At 45.2% G+C, this 16,102-nt stretch carries 16 protein-coding genes and 2 tRNA genes; 6 read left to right on the forward strand and 12 right to left on the reverse strand.

Features of this window, described 5'->3' with window-relative positions; all coding sequences use genetic code 11:
- Positions 1-69 precede the first annotated feature (69 nt).
- From deoC to XPG1_RS12845, 7 genes are all read right to left on the reverse strand, one after another.
- The gene (gene deoC / locus XPG1_RS12815) at positions 70-849 is read right to left on the reverse strand and encodes a deoxyribose-phosphate aldolase (RefSeq protein WP_045959403.1); all 780 of its coding nucleotides are present in this window, start codon (positions 847-849) and stop codon (positions 70-72) included.
- Positions 850-1,257: 408 nt separating this feature from the next.
- The gene (locus XPG1_RS12820; RefSeq protein ID WP_173425903.1) at positions 1,258-2,523 is read right to left on the reverse strand and encodes a NupC/NupG family nucleoside CNT transporter; all 1,266 of its coding nucleotides are present in this window, start codon (positions 2,521-2,523) and stop codon (positions 1,258-1,260) included.
- 342 nt (positions 2,524-2,865) lie between these two features.
- Positions 2,866-3,636 carry a TatD family hydrolase gene (locus tag XPG1_RS12825; protein WP_045959405.1) on the reverse strand — a complete coding sequence of 257 codons (771 nt, stop codon included), beginning with the start codon at positions 3,634-3,636 and terminating at the stop codon, positions 2,866-2,868.
- Positions 3,637-4,767, reverse strand: coding sequence for a patatin-like phospholipase family protein (locus tag XPG1_RS12830; protein ID WP_045959406.1), 1,131 nt, complete (start codon positions 4,765-4,767; stop codon positions 3,637-3,639).
- Between the two features lie 243 nt (positions 4,768-5,010).
- The gene (gene prfC / locus XPG1_RS12835; RefSeq protein WP_045959407.1) at positions 5,011-6,600 is read right to left on the reverse strand and encodes a peptide chain release factor 3; all 1,590 of its coding nucleotides are present in this window, start codon (positions 6,598-6,600) and stop codon (positions 5,011-5,013) included.
- A 222-nt stretch (positions 6,601-6,822) separates the two neighbouring features.
- Entirely contained in the window at positions 6,823-7,275 is a 453-nt protein-coding gene (gene rimI / locus XPG1_RS12840) for a ribosomal protein S18-alanine N-acetyltransferase (protein WP_045959408.1), read from the reverse strand.
- The gene (locus tag XPG1_RS12845; protein WP_045959409.1) at positions 7,244-7,654 is read right to left on the reverse strand and encodes a DNA polymerase III subunit psi; all 411 of its coding nucleotides are present in this window, start codon (positions 7,652-7,654) and stop codon (positions 7,244-7,246) included. The genes rimI and XPG1_RS12845 overlap by 32 nt, the downstream gene beginning before the upstream one ends.
- A gap of 141 nt (positions 7,655-7,795) precedes the next feature.
- Between XPG1_RS12845 and rsmC the strand changes: the two genes are divergently transcribed.
- From rsmC to XPG1_RS12860, 3 genes are all read left to right on the forward strand, one after another.
- Positions 7,796-8,809, forward strand: coding sequence for a 16S rRNA (guanine(1207)-N(2))-methyltransferase RsmC (gene rsmC, locus XPG1_RS12850; RefSeq protein WP_045959410.1), 1,014 nt, complete (start codon positions 7,796-7,798; stop codon positions 8,807-8,809).
- 216 nt (positions 8,810-9,025) lie between these two features.
- Positions 9,026-9,112, forward strand: a tRNA-Leu gene (locus XPG1_RS12855).
- A gap of 46 nt (positions 9,113-9,158) precedes the next feature.
- Positions 9,159-9,245, forward strand: a tRNA-Leu gene (locus tag XPG1_RS12860).
- Between the two features lie 46 nt (positions 9,246-9,291).
- On the opposite strand, the gene phoA is transcribed toward XPG1_RS12860, so the two are convergent.
- The gene (gene phoA / locus XPG1_RS12865) at positions 9,292-10,725 is read right to left on the reverse strand and encodes an alkaline phosphatase (protein WP_045959411.1); all 1,434 of its coding nucleotides are present in this window, start codon (positions 10,723-10,725) and stop codon (positions 9,292-9,294) included.
- Between the two features lie 399 nt (positions 10,726-11,124).
- Here phoA and uriH point away from each other — a divergent pair, with 399 nt between their 5' ends.
- Positions 11,125-12,081, forward strand: coding sequence for a uridine-preferring nucleoside hydrolase UriH (gene uriH, locus XPG1_RS12870; RefSeq protein WP_045959412.1), 957 nt, complete (start codon positions 11,125-11,127; stop codon positions 12,079-12,081).
- 66 nt (positions 12,082-12,147) lie between these two features.
- On the opposite strand, the gene XPG1_RS12875 is transcribed toward uriH, so the two are convergent.
- Both XPG1_RS12875 and XPG1_RS12880 read right to left on the reverse strand, forming a co-directional pair.
- Complete coding sequence (locus tag XPG1_RS12875; protein ID WP_045959413.1) at positions 12,148-12,927, reverse strand: sulfite exporter TauE/SafE family protein; 780 nt, start codon at positions 12,925-12,927, stop codon at positions 12,148-12,150.
- A gap of 230 nt (positions 12,928-13,157) precedes the next feature.
- A complete protein-coding gene (locus XPG1_RS12880) occupies positions 13,158-13,397 on the reverse strand; it encodes a helix-turn-helix domain-containing protein (RefSeq protein WP_071825385.1) in 240 nt (79 codons plus the stop codon).
- Between the two features lie 149 nt (positions 13,398-13,546).
- Here XPG1_RS12880 and XPG1_RS12885 point away from each other — a divergent pair, with 149 nt between their 5' ends.
- Entirely contained in the window at positions 13,547-13,759 is a 213-nt protein-coding gene (locus XPG1_RS12885) for a helix-turn-helix domain-containing protein (protein WP_045959415.1), read from the forward strand.
- A 42-nt stretch (positions 13,760-13,801) separates the two neighbouring features.
- Here XPG1_RS12885 and sugE read toward each other — a convergent pair whose 3' ends face one another.
- Both sugE and efp read right to left on the reverse strand, forming a co-directional pair.
- Complete coding sequence (gene sugE / locus XPG1_RS12890; RefSeq protein ID WP_045959416.1) at positions 13,802-14,116, reverse strand: quaternary ammonium compound efflux SMR transporter SugE; 315 nt, start codon at positions 14,114-14,116, stop codon at positions 13,802-13,804.
- A 207-nt stretch (positions 14,117-14,323) separates the two neighbouring features.
- A complete protein-coding gene (gene efp / locus XPG1_RS12895; RefSeq protein WP_045959417.1) occupies positions 14,324-14,890 on the reverse strand; it encodes an elongation factor P in 567 nt (188 codons plus the stop codon).
- A gap of 41 nt (positions 14,891-14,931) precedes the next feature.
- On the opposite strand from efp, the gene epmB reads away from it, so the two are divergent.
- Positions 14,932-15,963: an EF-P beta-lysylation protein EpmB gene (gene epmB / locus XPG1_RS12900; protein WP_045959418.1), complete on the forward strand. Its 1,032-nt coding sequence runs from the start codon at positions 14,932-14,934 to the stop codon at positions 15,961-15,963.
- Positions 15,964-16,102 lie beyond the last annotated feature (139 nt).

The following is a 16,102-nucleotide window of genomic DNA, read 5'->3' on the forward strand; positions in this document are numbered from 1 at the left end:
ATGATTATCTGAAAAGAATGGCAGTCATGCCCACTATCTTAGCGTACATTCAACGCATAATTAGTGTGCTCAATAACCGTTACTCTGTTTTTGTCCCTGATACCCCAGTGTCGTCAGCAAGCTGTTCAACAAACTGGATGCACCAAAACGGAAATGACGGGCATTAATCCATTGTTCTCCCATAATACGCTCTGCCAGCGCCAGATATTGTGTTGCTTCTTCGGCGGTACGTACCCCGCCTGCGGGTTTAAAACCCACGCGATTGCCTACGTTCATATCTCGAATGACGTTCAGCATAATTTCAGCACTTTCCAGGGTGGCATTAACAGGCACTTTACCGGTTGAGGTTTTAATAAAATCAGCACCCGCTTTAATGGAAATTTCAGCGGCTTTGCGGATCAACGCGGCTTCTTTTAATTCACCCGTTTCAATAATGACTTTCAGCCAGACGCCAGATTCAGCACAGACCGCCTGACAAGCGTGAACCAAATCAAAGCCAACTTGCTCATCACCCGCCATCAAAGCGCGATAAGGGAAAACAACATCCACTTCATCAGCACCATAAGCGATAGCTGCCCGAGTTTCAGCCAGCGCAATCTCGATATCATCATTACCATGCGGAAAGTTGGTTACGGTGGCAATGCGGATATCGGGCGTTCCCTGTTCACGTAATACCTTACGTGCCAGTGGAATAAAACGTGGGTAAATACAGATCGCGGCGGTATGCCCTGCGGGGCTGTTTGCCTGACGACAAAGTGCGGTTACCGTCTCATCTGTATCGTCATCATTCAGTGTCGTTAAATCCATCAAACTCAGCGCATGCTGAGCGGCAGCGGTTAAATCGGTCATAAAACTCTCCAACGGTATGATTATCGTGACTGAATCAGTTCACTCATTCTTTTGTACGATTATTTTGCATGAACGATGATTTTTGAAGGTGATTAATCTTTAATCATTATATCTTAATCACAAACTCGTTCATTTGTTGGTGAGCGGACTTGGTTCCTTGAAGATGTTGCTACAGCCATGAGCCACGACAACAACAGAGTTCCCTCTCTCCGCGCTATAATTTTTTTTACACACCATCATTTGAACATGTAAATGAACACCAATTTGTGCTTAAAATCACGCTAAATGTATGAAGATTGCAACTGAAATCATTTTATTGTGAAATCAATCACATTAAATGCTTGCAGGAAAAACAAATGCAGGTGAGAAATCTCACCTGCATTCAATTGGATAGGTATTCCCTGCGTGTTACAACGAGAGGAAGAAGCCTGCAATGGTTGCACTCATCAAGTTAGAAAGTGAACCGGCTAATACCGCTTTCAGGCCGAAACGGGCGATATCACCACGGCGATTTGGCGCCATTCCGCCTAAGCCGCCCAACAGGATCGCAACAGAAGACAAGTTCGCGAAACCACACAAGGCAAAAGAAATGATCGCTTTCGTGTGTTCAGAAAGGACTTGCAAGCCCGCAGCCTGAACCACATTATCCGCTTTCAGGTATTCACCAAAGTTCATGAATGCCACGAATTCATTGACAACGATTTTCTGCCCGATGAAAGAACCGGCAATGGTCGCTTCATGCCAGGGAACCCCGATCAAGTAAGCAATAGGGGCAAAAACCCAGCCTAAAATCAGTTCCATCGATAATTGAGGATAATCGAACCAGCCGCCGACGCCACCTAAGAGGCCGTTCAATAAAGCGATCAACGCGGTGAAGGCCAACAGCATTGCACCGACGTTCAAAGCCAGATGCATCCCCGATGACGCACCCGATGCCGCCGCATCGATAATATTGGCAGGACGCTCGTTCTCTGAAACCAATGACATCGCATCAGCAGTATCGTGCGTTTTTTCTGTTTCCGGCACCATCAGCTTCGCAAACAACAAACCACCTGGCGCAGCCATAAACGAAGCCGCGATCAAGTATTCCAATGGAACACCCATTGATGCATAACCTGCCAGGACTGAACCGGCGACGGACGCCAGGCCACCACACATCACCGCAAACAATTCAGACTGCGTCATGGTTGCAATATAAGGACGCACAACCAGCGGGGCTTCAGTATGTCCTACGAAAATATTCGCCGTTGCAGACAACGATTCCGTCCGTGATGTGCCCAATACTTTCTGTAATCCACCACCCAGTATTTTGATCATGAGCTGCATAATGCCCACGTAATACAACACGGCAATAAGTGATGAGAAGAAGACAATGACAGGCAGAACACGCAGCGCAAAGACAAAGCCGCTGCCACCGAACAACTCAAACATTTTGTCGGAAACCAGTCCGCCAAAAATGAAATCAGTCCCTTTTTGACCATATCCAATCACGTTGGAAACACCTTTTGACATTCCTATCAGAATGTCTTTACCGGCGGGTACGTAAAGTACAAATGCCCCAATAGCGACCTGAATCAGAAAGGCGCCCAGGACAGTACGGATTTTAATGGCTCGATAGTTACTGGAGAAAAGCACTGCGATAAAAATCAGTACTGCCATCCCGATCAGGCTCATAAGGAGTTGCATTGGAAGAATCCCTGTTCACTGAATAAATAATAAAGAAATATGCCAGTTACTTTATAAATTCCTACTGACATTGTGTGTGCGCCGATTATACCTAGTACCAAAAAAGAACAAGCAACTAACATCACAAATTATTGCAGCAAAAAGTAATATAAACACAAAAAATGAGATCTAAATCACATAAATCCATTTAGTTTCAGTGGGATTAGATAATTTAACGGAAAAAAAGGGGAAAAAGAGGATAAATAGGCAAGGTTTATAAATTAAACATTATTAATGTTTACAATGTCCTCCATCAATTTGAGCCAGTCCCAATAAGTACTCAAACATCACTCAGGCAATGGCGAATAACGTCACACTATTTTGATAAATTTGACGGGCAATATCATCTGGCCGCTCTTGACGCAGTTGACACAATACAGAAAAAACCTGTGCCACCCTTTCTGGCCGGTTAGGCTGTCCCTGAAACCCCGATAATGGCATGTCAGGCGCATCCGTTTCCAAGACCAACGATGACAAAGGTAATTGTGAAATGGTGTGACGTGTTTTTTGCGCCCTGTCGTAAGTGATTGTTCCTCCGACGCCAATGTAAAATCCCAGCCGAATAAAGGCTTGAGCCTGAGATAAACTGCCTGAAAAACCATGAATAACCCCGGTTCGTGGTAACTTATGCTTTCTCAACATCGCGGCCAACTGATCATGACTTTTTCTGGCGTGGAGGATCACGGGTAACTCATGTTGTTTCGCCAGCATTAGCTGTGCACCTAACAGGCTTTTCTGCTTTTCAAACTGCGGATCGGGCATGAAAAGATCAAGCCCAATTTCGCCCACGGCGACACATTTAGCTTCTTTTTTCTGTAGTTTCTGATCCAACGCCACTAAATGCATTTCTTGGTGTTCAGCAACATAGAGCGGGTGTAAACCAAATGCCGCATAGATTGAAGAATACGTTTCAGCCAACGCAGAAACGCTCTGGAAGTGCATGTGGCTCACCGTGGGAACGATTATTTTCTCCACCCCCATTTGTCTGGCTTGTTCCAGGCTCGCTATTTCATCACCCGCAAAAGGGGGAAAGTCAAAATGGCAATGTGTATCAATAAACATCTACTTATTGTCTGAGTTGTCCATCATCATGGTTTCTGTCGTGTGTCCGTGTTCCATGCTATCAGATACAGACGATCCCACTATCGGATAAGTGTCGCAGGTGTTCAGAAAACGGTTTCTTCGGAAACAGTGATGCTTGACCTCCTCAGGATGTAACTTCATGCGGCTTACTCCATAATTCTTACATTCTTCATACCCAAATTTTCTTTCTACAAAAGTATGGCCAATTGTCGCCAGAAAATACCGTCCACAACGCCGTCCCAAATGGTAATCCTGATGTAGTGCGCTGAAACTGCTTCCCAGAGCCATCGTCGCTAAGGGAGCAGGCGGGTAGATTTCAAAGATTTGGACATCATTCGGTGGGTTTTTTATAAATTTATGTGTCCGGCGGTAACTTTCTGCATGACGGCTGATCATCTTGACCATTTTTTGTAAGCTACTGGTCTCTAACCAGCGCTTCATACGCTTAATCCACTGAGGGGTATAATAAAGTTGTGAAGGAACTGTCCGAATCACGACAATCGTATCCGCGCCGCGCCGATAGGCTTCCTGCACAGGAATCGCATCGCCAATACCGCCATCCTGGTAAACCACATCATCCAGAGTAACCCCATTACGGTAAAACCCCGGAATCGCACTTGACGCTTTGATAATATCCATCCAATTCTGAGCGTCAGGATGCAGGTAAACCGGCTCAAAATTATCCGCACGGCAAGCGCACATATAGAATTCACGCCCGGACTCAAACTGACGCATTGCAACAGGGATATTGAGTGGCAATTGCGCAGAAATTGTCTCAATATACCAATCCAGATCGATGAGATGCCCGCCGCGTACAAAACGTAATGGATTAAAGAAGGCGGGATCGGTGGTATAACGGTTAATCACTTTACGTGCATAACCGCGCTGACCGCAAAGGTAGGCGGAAATGTTTTGGGCTCCCGCCGATGTCCCAAGAAACAGTTCAAACGGATTAAAATTAAGACGGAGAAATTCATCTAAAACACCCGCGGTAAAAATTCCCCGTTGCCCCCCTCCTTCACAAACCAGTGCAATTTTTCCTGGTTTTATGTGTGAGTGATAAGCCAACGGTGCGATATTACCCAACGTTACTGGAACATGTTTTCCCACGTTTCCCCCTCTAAAAGTCAATGGCTGTCATTAAGGCCAATCCACACGATGAATATCTATCAGTATATGGTTTCAAATAACTTTTTTATAAAATTTACGTTACATCATGAAAAAATAGAATGCGGATTTATCCGATAAGATTTCAAACCGTAGAAATAGAAAAGGAAAAAACGACGGGATTTATCCGTGATCCGAGCCAATAATGAATATTATTGGCTCAGAAAACGGAGGCTGAAAAGCGTATTAGTGTTCCCGGGTCTTACGGAAAACAACATCAGGGTAGCGCTCACGGGTCAAATTCAAGTTGACCATTGTGGGGGCAATGTAAGTGAGATTCTCACCGCCATCGAGAGCCAGGTTTTGTTCATTCTTGCGCTTGAACTCTTCCAGTTTCTTCACATCACTACACTCAACCCAGCGAGCCGTCGTTACGTTAACAGGCTCATACAGTGCTTCAACGTTGTATTCACTCTTCAAGCGAGCAACAACAACATCAAACTGAAGGACACCTACCGCCCCCACGATCAGATCGTTATTGGACAGAGGACGGAAGACCTGTACCGCACCTTCTTCTGATAACTGAACCAGACCTTTCAGCAATTGCTTCTGCTTCAACGGGTCACGCAGACGGATACGGCGGAATAATTCAGGTGCAAAGTTAGGGATACCGGTAAATTTCAGCTCTTCACCCTGGGTAAATGTATCACCAATCTGAATTGTGCCATGATTGTGCAGACCGATAATATCCCCCGGATAGGCATGTTCAACATGCGAACGGTCGCCTGCCATAAACGTCAGTGCATCAGAAATCACGACGTCTTTCTTAATGCGGACTTGACGCAGTTTCATGCCTTTCTCATATTGACCAGAAACAATCCGTAAAAAGGCTACACGGTCACGGTGCTTCGGATCCATATTGGCCTGGATTTTGAAAACAAAACCAGTGAATTTTTCTTCGTTGGCGGTCACTTCACGCCCATCGGCCTGACGCGGCATTGGCGTTGGCGCCCATTGAACAAGGCCATCCAGCATGTGGTCAACACCGAAGTTACCCAATGCCGTACCAAAAAAGACAGGCGTCAACTCTCCCTGTAAAAATGCGTCTTGCTCGAATTCATGGGATGCACCTTTGACAAGCTCCAGCTCTTCACGGAGTTGATTTGCCAGCTCTTCGCCCACAGCGGCATCTAGCTCTGGATTATCCAATCCTTTAATCGCCCGCACTTCCTGGATCGTATGCCCTTGACCAGACTGATACAGATAAATTTCATCAAGATAGAGATGATAAACCCCTTTGAAGGACTTACCACAACCGATCGGCCATGTTATCGGACTACAGGCAATGTTCAGTTCATTTTCCACTTCATCCATCAACGCCATGGGATCACGGATATCACGGTCAAGCTTGTTCATGAAGGTCAGGATCGGTGTATCGCGCAGGCGGGTCACTTCCATCAGCTTACGGGTACGATCCTCAACCCCTTTTGCGGCATCAATCACCATCAAACAACAGTCAACCGCGGTTAGCGTACGGTAGGTATCTTCAGAGAAGTCTTCGTGTCCGGGGGTATCCAGTAAGTTAACCAGACAATCGCCATAAGGAAACTGCATGACGGAAGTGGTAATGGAAATACCACGCTGTTTTTCCATCTCCATCCAGTCTGATTTGGCGTGTTGGTTAGAGCCTCGCCCTTTTACCGTACCCGCTTTCTGGATCGCCTGTCCGAACAGTAATACTTTTTCGGTAATAGTCGTTTTACCTGCATCGGGGTGGGAAATGATGGCAAATGTGCGTCGTTTCGCAACTTCTTGCAGAAAGGGAGAATTTGACATTAATTGGGATCTTCTAGTCTGTACACGGATTGACACCATTTGGGAAGTCCCCCCTGTTGGTGCTTCCCATGCCAATCCGTCATATTGTTAATCGTGATTGGCCGTTATTTTCGCTGAACTTGGATTTATAAACAATCAATGATTGCGCATGTGCCGAAACCGCTACTGAACGTTTTCTACTCAGCAGAAAGTGTTTCAATGACGGCTTAACAGTGATACTGTTCAGAATTCACTCAATAACGGCAACGCCATAATAATGGCATCTTCCTTTCCCGTCGCCGTCGGGTAGTAATTCTTGCGGACAGAGACTTCATTGAAGCCTAAATCTTCATATAAACGAATCGCGGCGTGATTAGAACGCCGCACCTCAAGCCACAAGGTGTTTATCTGCTTGTCAGGCAATATATTGATGAGATGGGTTAATAATGCTCTACCATATCCTCGTAATTGATGTTCAGGATGAATAGCAATATTAAATAGGGTGGCTTCATCCATCACATATTGGGTTATCGCAAAACCGATAATCTGGTCATTCTGCGTTATTTTATAGTTGATATAACGTTCTCCCTGATTGGAATAAAACGTTTTTTCACTCCACGGAAACGCATGGCTGGCCTGTTCTATCTGAAATGCGCTGGGAAGGTCAACGGGGATTAATAGAGAAATATTCTTCATAATGGTAAATTTGTTGCCAAAGAGCACGTTTTGCATTCCCATCAAGAGATAAGTCATTTAATGTTGGGCTTCTCAAAGAAATCCCTTGTATTGATAAGGTAATATCAACGCCCAACAGCCAAAATGGGCAGTGGATTGATTCCAAAAGTAACTCAACATCTTTTGTCGTGATGCAATATACCGATGAGGCATCAATCCCCATGGCGGTAAAAATGTCAGTAAACAATGAATGACTTAAGTCGATGTGATCGTGGCTAATGATCAATAGACGGGTTGAATCAGGGATGAGGACAGATAATTCACCTTGCAAAGCCATTGGGCTACGCAAAACCCATTGGGTGATCCCCAGTTGGGAAAGTAATCTGTCACGCTTTGTCATCGTGTTTTATTCCATCTGCCATAAAAAAATAACAGGTAATATATTATCAGAGGGCTTAGCGCGGCGCCAATCAACATGGCATCCCGGTTCTGCTCACTGATACTTATGTTTGGATAAAGATTTATAAGGAGCTATACATAGATGTCAGTATTAACCCCGGCCAGCGAAGTGATCCTGCGCCACCATGAGCATTTACGTGCTCATCATCTGCTCTTTGCCGGTGATCTTCAAGACGACCTGGCAACGGAAATTGAAGCGGCCAGTGTGCGTGTACATACTAACCAATATCACCATTGGCAATCGCTGATCCGCAAACTGGGTGATCATGCCTGGTATGGCCTGGTTGCAGACAGCGCATTTATTCAAGACTGTGATACGCTGATTTATTACTGGCCAAAAAGCAAACAAGAGGCGCGTTTCCAACTGCGGAATCTGTTTTCCATCCTGCCCGTCAATACGAATATCTTTATTGTCGGTGAAAACCGCAGTGGTGTGCGCAGTGTGGATAAATTAATGGAAGATGTGATGACCTTCCGCAAAATTGATACCGCACGCCGTTGCAGCTTGTTCTATGGGCAGTTGAAAGATCAGGTTCAGTTTGATCAAAATAATTGGTGGAACAGTTATCAGGTAGGCGATGCCACCATCAATACGCTACCCGGCGTATTTAGCCAAGATGATTTGGATGTCGGCAGCCGTCTGCTGCTTTCTACCTTTGATGCGCCTATCTCTGGAAAACTGCTGGATATTGCTTGTGGTGCTGGCGTTCTGGCAACCGTATTGGGTAAAAAGAACCCTGATTTGTCCCTGACACTCAGCGATGTCAGTGCTGCCGCCATCACATCCAGTAAGGCAACATTGAAAGCCAATAAGCTGAAAGGCAATGTGGTTGCCAGTAATGTCTATTCTGCGATTGAAGAGAAGTTTGACTGGATCATTTCTAATCCACCCTTCCATGATGGTTTGAAAACGACCTTAGTTGCCGCCGAGGATATGATTCGGATGGCACCAAGTTATCTTAAATCGGGTGGTCAATTGCGAATTGTCGCCAACGCTTTCTTGCCCTACCCGGATCTGCTGGATAAAGCCTTTGGCGGCCATGAAGTCATTGCGCAGACAGGCAAGTTCAAAGTATACCGCGCGACAAAGAAATAATCATTCAGGTCACCAACGCCATGGCTGTTTTGCCTGCTCCAGTGTCATGGGCAGGCAATCTGTTTTTCAGTCTTTCATTTCTGCCTGCTCGGTGTTCAGCATATGCTGATTTTTAAACCAATCGCACGTTTTCTCACTAAATAATGATTGACGTCAGCCATAAAATCTCTAGAATGCGCCCCCATGCTATCTGTTTGAGTGATAGTTCTGAAATATGCGAGGGTGGCGGAATTGGTAGACGCGCTAGCTTCAGGTGTTAGTGTTCTTACGGACGTGGGGGTTCAAGTCCCCCCCTTCGCACCAAATCAGAAAACTATTCAGTAAACAAATGAGATAAATGGCAGTACCTGCGAGGGTGGCGGAATTGGTAGACGCGCTAGCTTCAGGTGTTAGTGTCCTTACGGACGTGGGGGTTCAAGTCCCCCCCTTCGCACCACTGTTTCATTTTCTTCCCCACGTTTCACCTTATTCCCCAAATGACCTTACAATCCCATAGCCCCGCGTAGGGTAAAGAACAGATCCGTCTGATCGGTCAAACCCACAACGTTAGCGGCATGAGGGCCATAAGCGGCAACACGCAGCTGTGTTCCGGTATGCTCCTGATTATCCCCTTCCGAATTGCCATAATTCACTGTCATCACTGCGCCATCTTTTGTTATCAGTGAACGTGTCAAGCCGGGGGATTCAACATTGGTACCAATGATCTGGCTGGCATGAGCGTGATCCGCCGTCACAATCACAAGCGTATCACCCTGCTCTTTGGCAAATTGCAGGCCAACCTGTACGGCCTGGTCTAAAGCAACGGTTTCACCAATCTGTGCGCAAGGGTTGGCATTATGATCCTGTTTATCAATCGAAGCACTTTCAACTTGCAGGAAAAAACCATTTTGGTTCTTTTTCAGTAAATCAATGGCTTTTTCTGTCATTTGCGCCAAAGTGGGGGCATTAGGATCTAATTGAGAATTCACGGCGCATTTCAGCGGTTTTTCATCAATATTACCGTGATAAACGGCTTTTGCCCCTTCCCAGGCAACATCCATATTTCCCTCATGGAACAACCCTAACAATGGTCGTTGTTGATTAGCCTCTTTGACCGCTGCCAGCGATTTCGCATCAGTTACCCATTGATATCCCTGTTCCAATGCCTGTTGCCGCAACGTTTTCCCTTTATTAAGGCCGAAAACCGATTGTTGGGAAAAAGTTTTCGCCCCTCCTCCCAACGTGACATCTGCCCGTGCTGCCAGCAACTGTTCGGTAATAGATCCCTTGCCGCCATTTTCTAACGCATCAGTGACACATTTCTGCGAAGTTTCTTCTGGACCATAACATTTACGCATCGTGACATGCGCATATAAAGCCGCGGGGGTGGCATCCTGAATTTCAGCCGTGGTGACATTTCCCGTTGCCTTACCGTTCTTTTTGGCCAGTTCCAAAATGGATTGATGCGGTTTGCCAAAAACATCAATGCCCAACGCGCCATTATAGGTTTTTACGCCCGTCGCCCAGGCTGTAGCAGAAGCGGCTGAATCTGTCACATAGTTGGGTTTCTGCGTCTTCCTATTCAACGAATAGTGTGTATATTGCCCTGTGAATGGTAACGCATCGATCCCTTTAAAAAATCCACCTGCACCTTCTGCATAATTACGGGCAATGGTAATTTCAGAATCGCCCATACCATCACCGATAAATAAGATCACATTCTTAGCCTTGTTGCTATTCAAGGCTGCCTTAAGTACGGCAGTTTGATCCTGAGTCACACGGCGCGCACCACCAAACTCGGTAATATTGCCTTGTGCTGCCCGGTGTTGATCCAGCACATGATTGGCATCACTGACCGCCCAGACAGGCAGCGTTGCGCCTGATATCAATATCGCAACCACCGTAGCCAACCGATTTTTTTCATCATTACGCGACATATTGTTTTCCTTGCAATCAGATAAATAGAATAAAAAATCATCGTGCTCATTTGCTCGGATAATAGATATGTCATATGACATTTATGTGAATCTATGACGATACTATTATGACAATGCATGTATGACAATGCATGGCTAAACCCATGTTTCAGCAAGTCAGGAAAGAAACTGAGCGTTGCAGCAACCAAAGATCGAGCCACGATCCAACCGTACCTGACGTGATCTTATTAACAAAATGTAATTTTTATATTTCCAATTTGTGATAATTTATAGGATGTTTTTCCGATAGTAAATCATTATGAAAATAAATAATTTCATACCTATCTAATAGGTGTCGAGTTGCCACTGACAAAACAACAACTTGAAAAATAATAGGTATAGTGACTAGAAGGAACAAATATGCTACCCAAGAAAATTATCCTGGATTGCGATCCCGGACATGATGATGCCATTGCGCTTCTGCTTGCCCACGGAAACCCTGATATTGAACTATTGGCTGTCACGACAGTTGTTGGTAACCAAACCCTGAATAAAGTCACCCGTAATGCCCTTTGCATCGCACATATCGCCAATATTCACAACGTTCCCTTTGCCGCAGGGTGTCACCGTCCACTGGTCAGAGAGATCAAGATCGCCCCGGACATTCACGGGGAAAGCGGCTTAGATGGCCCGATTCTGCCTGAACCAACAATGAAACTGGATGCGCGTCATGCGGTTGATTTAATTATTGATGTGATTATGGAAAATCCCCCCAACAGTGTGACACTGGTTCCGACTGCAGGTTTGACCAATATCGCGATGGCCGTGCGTAAAGCGCCGCAAATCGTTGAACGTGTAAAGGAAGTCGTATTGATGGGAGGGGGTTATCATAAAGGAAACAAAAGCGCCGTTGCCGAATTCAATATCGTGATCGATCCCGAAGCCGCCCACATTGTTTTTAATGAAAAATGGCCGCTGACGATGGTCGGTTTAGATCTTACCCATCAGGCTCAGGCAACACCGGACATTATTGATGCAATCACCCAGATTAACACACGTACATCTCAGTTCGTGTTAGATGCACTGAAATTTTTTGGGGACAGGTATCGTGAACATCAGGGATTTGGCTATCCCCCGGTCCATGATCCTTGTGCTGTAGCCTATGTGATCGATCCTCATGTAATGACGACGCAAAAAGTTCCCGTGAATATCGAGCTAACAGGCACATTAACAACCGGGATGACCGTGGCGGATTTCCGTTTTCCGCCCCCTGAAGATTGTCATACCCAAGTTGCAGTCAAATTAGATTGCGCCAGATTCTGGCAGTTAGTGATTGATGCCCTGAAAACAATCGGTGAAACCACTGATCCTGGTTAATGTCGTTCAATATCTTCTTTGACTATTAGACACACGTTTTCGTCTTAATGGTCAAAGAAGACGCTATCAAACTAATCGGAATCCCATCAACACGGCGCTGCACAAGATCAAAAATAATGTGACGTATTGTAATACCTTGTCAGACAAACGCTTCATCACATACCGGGCAAAAGGAATTGTCAGCAAAGATCCCACAAACAGCACCAACGCTAGTTTCCAATTCGTATGCCCGCCATATGCATAAGCGAAAGCCGATGAGCCGGATAACATCATGGTGACAAAAAGGGAAGCACCAACGGCTTGCTTAATACTCATCTGTGCATAACGCAACATTAACGGCAGCACGACGATGCCCCCACCGACCCCCGTTGCCCCCAGTACTAACCCTGCCCCTGTCCCTGGCAATAAGAGCGGTTTAATCAGCCTGGATTGTTGTGTCTGGCTTATCTGTGACTGTGGCTGACGTATTCGGTGATAAAAAAGATAAAGGGAAAATAAGATAGCCAATAAAACTAACAAATTAATTCCCCATTCAAGTTGCACCTGATGATGACTGACATGATTCAACATTGTTACCCCATAACTGGCCAACATCGTACCAGGTATCATGATAAGCAGAATAATCAACGATTGACGTAAGGGAATGTTGCCCATACGAAAGTGCATATAAGAAGATGATATTTTCATCAACATTGAAAGGAGATTCGCAGTGGCTACAGATGCCAGCGCATCCAATCCAAACAGATAGGTCAGGATTGGCAAAACGACGACGCCACCACCCACACCTGTCGTGCTGATAATTAAGCCTACCATTGCCCCAACCGCCAGTTCAGGGATCAATAACATCGTTTCTTTTCCCGTTTGCCTCTAATCAAAGCACATCTTCTCACCCGACTTCGGCTATCATTGCTCATCATATGACAAAAAAGAATACCATACTCTAAAAACAGAATAGGCATTTCAACGTTGCTGGCGGTCACTCAAAAAGCCCTTGCAAGAGGGTAGATATAGGGAATTAATTGCTGGAATGATTTACCGTTAAAACCGGGTATCCAACGTATTCTTTGGGTAACGTTTTAATGAGGGTGATGGATTACCTCAAAATTGAACAATTCACTCAGTTCAATCTGTAGGCCATTCGCTATTATGTAAATAATTTCTAAGGTAGGATTTCTGACACCGCGTTCAATGCCACTGACATAAGTTCGATCCAGCCCGCATTTGTCAGCAAAAGCTTCTTGTGACATCCCAGCTTCTCTCCTGAGATACCTAATTCTTTGCCCAAAACGGGATCTGATATTGTTCGATGTTTTCATCCGATAAGTATCGATTCGTGTTACTTATCCGACCACGGACTATGAGTCACGTTTCAATCTGAGTTATGCTATGATGTGTGACTTATAGTCTACTTAATAGTTAATGGCTTTTTAATTGAAAAAACAATAGATAATTGGAGATATTAAGGATGGAAAAAAAAGATTGGCATCCTGCTGACATCATCGCTGAATTAAAAAAACGCGGCACCACATTATCAGAAGTCTCTCGAGAAGCAGGGCTGGCGTCATCCACTCTTGCCAATGCACTGCAACGACACTGGCCAAAAGGTGAGCGTCTGATTGCAACAGCGCTGGAACGCACGCCAGAAGAAATATGGCCTTCGCGTTATGAAAGAAAATAGTCAAAGACAGAACCCAGCCCCGCTGGGTTTACTGACAAAAAATCAACTCGCCAGTTTTAAGCCCATAATGCCAATAACTATCAGACCAAGGCTCAATATCCGGGCAACGTTCACCGATTCGCCTAACACCATAATGCCAAAAATGGCTGTTCCTACAGCACCAATACCTGTCCACACGGCATACGCAGTGCCGGCTGGCAGCGTTTTCATCGCATAGGCGAGTAATCCCATACTGACAGCCATCGCGCCAAGTGCCATAACACTTGGCCCTAAACGCGAAAACCCCTGAGTATATTTCAGCCCAATGGCCCAAACGACTTCCAACAAACCCGCAATAAGAAGGATCAACCAAGACATGTCTTTCCCTTGATATGATAATGAGTGGGGTCGTCCCCAATGAAATGACGTTTATCCAGGTCGTCCAGGATAACGATGAGAAATGAAATTGTATTATAACTAGCCGATTTGCCAGCCGCAATGAAATGTAACGAGTGATGGGCGATAACAAAAAAAACCGCGACCTCTAGACGAAGCGGCTGCGGTTTTCTAGAATAACAACAGCGATTATTTCACGCGAGATACGTATTCGTTAGAACGGGTATCAACTTTGATGACTTCGCCGATTTGTACAAACAGAGGTACTTTTACCACAGCACCCGTGCTTAATGTTGCAGGTTTACCACCAGTACCCGCGGTATCACCTTTCAGACCGGGATCGGTATCAACAACTTCCAGTTCAACAAAGTTTGGTGGTGTGACAGCGATAGGACGGCCATCCCACAGAGTCAGAACACATTCTGCCTGATCGATCAGCCATTTGGCATTATCACCAACCGCTTTCGTATCCGCAGCCAACTGCTCGAAAGTTTCGTTGTTCATGAAATGCCAGAATTCACCGTCGTTGTACAAATAAGTCAGGTTGACATCCATGACATCTGCACTTTCAACAGAATCGGTTGATTTAAATGTTTTTTCTAACAGTTTACCCGTAATCAGTTTACGAATACGAACGCGGGCAAATGCTTGTCCTTTACCTGGTTTAACAAATTCACTGTCAAGAATAGCGCACGGCTCGCCATCTAACATGATTTTAAGACCTGAACGGAATTCATTGGTACTATAAGTAGCCATGGAGATCCTCTAATTTTTAACAAAATGGCTTAGCCAAAAAAATGGCACATATTATAACCCATATTAACCCCGTCAGAGAAGTCTGGCTAAAACAACTTGCGGATGTTATTACTGATCCCAGTGAGTTATTACAATTATTGTCCTTAAACACGCATACCATGCTGAAAGAAGGCAATGAAGCAAAGCGCTTGTTTCCTCTGCGGGTCCCAAGAACATTTGTTGCTCGGATGAAAAAGGGCGATCCCCGTGATCCGCTCCTATTACAAGTACTCACCTCTCGGGAAGAATTCGCCACCTCCCCTAGTTTTTCCACCGATCCGCTGGATGAACAACGTAATGTTGTTCCCGGCCTGTTACATAAGTATCGCAATCGGGCGCTGCTATTGGTCAAAGGCGGTTGCGCGGTCAATTGCCGTTATTGTTTTCGGCGCCATTTCCCTTATGAAGATAATAAAGGGAACAAAAACAACTGGCAGCTTGCCCTGAATTATATTGAACAGCACCCTGAACTTGACGAAATCATCTTCTCTGGTGGTGATCCCCTTATGGCTAAGGATCATGAACTGGATTGGTTAATCAGTCGAATTGAATCCATCCCACACATTAAGCGACTACGAATTCATACACGCTTGCCCGTCGTGATCCCCGATCGTATCACGCTTTCACTGTGTCATCGTTTGGCACAAACCAAATTGCAAGTCATCATGGTGACCCACATCAATCATGCCAATGAAATTGATGATGCATTACGCGAAAGTATGATGCGGCTAAAACAAGTTGGTGTGACACTTTTGAACCAAAGTGTGATGCTACGTGATATCAATGATAATGCAGATACGCTGGCTGATTTGAGCAATGCTTTGTTCAACGCAGGGATATTACCTTACTACATTCATGTTCTGGACAAAGTGCAAGGTGCGGCTCACTTTCTAGTAGAAGATGAAGAAGCAAAATCTATCATGCGGGCATTATTAACGAAAATATCCGGTTATCTGGTACCGAAACTGACCAGAGAAATTGGGGGGGAGCCAAGTAAAACGCCTTTGGATTTAGGGCTAATCCAGAATGCGTGATATTTTTTACATGGGTCGATAACTGGCTCGCTCTCCATCACCGCTGAAATGATCTGAATGGGCAGCGCACAGAAGTTGAATATTTATATGCAACGTTGAATGTTACGAAACATTCGTTCTGAGCATTGCCCAACTCTCT

Origin of the sequence: Xenorhabdus poinarii G6, from assembly GCF_000968175.1 — a bacterium.
GTDB classification, from domain to species: Bacteria; Pseudomonadota; Gammaproteobacteria; order Enterobacterales; family Enterobacteriaceae; genus Xenorhabdus; species Xenorhabdus poinarii.

What these genes read in the sequence shown, in the direction of transcription:
- deoC (WP_045959403.1), bottom strand. Translation starts at nt 849, where the DNA reads ATGACCGATTTAACCGCTGCCGCTCAGCATGCGCTGAGTTTGATGGAT.
- XPG1_RS12820 (WP_173425903.1), bottom strand. Translation starts at nt 2,523, where the DNA reads ATGAGCCTGATCGGGATGGCAGTACTGATTTTTATCGCAGTGCTTTTC.
- XPG1_RS12825 (WP_045959405.1), bottom strand. Translation starts at nt 3,636, where the DNA reads ATGTTTATTGATACACATTGCCATTTTGACTTTCCCCCTTTTGCGGGT.
- prfC (WP_045959407.1), bottom strand. Translation starts at nt 6,600, where the DNA reads ATGTCAAATTCTCCCTTTCTGCAAGAAGTTGCGAAACGACGCACATTT.
- rimI (WP_045959408.1), bottom strand. Translation starts at nt 7,275, where the DNA reads ATGAAGAATATTTCTCTATTAATCCCCGTTGACCTTCCCAGCGCATTT.
- XPG1_RS12845 (WP_045959409.1), bottom strand. Translation starts at nt 7,654, where the DNA reads ATGACAAAGCGTGACAGATTACTTTCCCAACTGGGGATCACCCAATGG.
- rsmC (WP_045959410.1), top strand. Translation starts at nt 7,796, where the DNA reads ATGTCAGTATTAACCCCGGCCAGCGAAGTGATCCTGCGCCACCATGAG.
- phoA (WP_045959411.1), bottom strand. Translation starts at nt 10,725, where the DNA reads ATGTCGCGTAATGATGAAAAAAATCGGTTGGCTACGGTGGTTGCGATA.
- uriH (WP_045959412.1), top strand. Translation starts at nt 11,125, where the DNA reads ATGCTACCCAAGAAAATTATCCTGGATTGCGATCCCGGACATGATGAT.
- XPG1_RS12875 (WP_045959413.1), bottom strand. Translation starts at nt 12,927, where the DNA reads ATGTTATTGATCCCTGAACTGGCGGTTGGGGCAATGGTAGGCTTAATT.
- XPG1_RS12880 (WP_071825385.1), bottom strand. Translation starts at nt 13,397, where the DNA reads ATGAAAACATCGAACAATATCAGATCCCGTTTTGGGCAAAGAATTAGG.
- XPG1_RS12885 (WP_045959415.1), top strand. Translation starts at nt 13,547, where the DNA reads ATGGAAAAAAAAGATTGGCATCCTGCTGACATCATCGCTGAATTAAAA.
- sugE (WP_045959416.1), bottom strand. Translation starts at nt 14,116, where the DNA reads ATGTCTTGGTTGATCCTTCTTATTGCGGGTTTGTTGGAAGTCGTTTGG.
- efp (WP_045959417.1), bottom strand. Translation starts at nt 14,890, where the DNA reads ATGGCTACTTATAGTACCAATGAATTCCGTTCAGGTCTTAAAATCATG.
- epmB (WP_045959418.1), top strand. Translation starts at nt 14,932, where the DNA reads ATGGCACATATTATAACCCATATTAACCCCGTCAGAGAAGTCTGGCTA.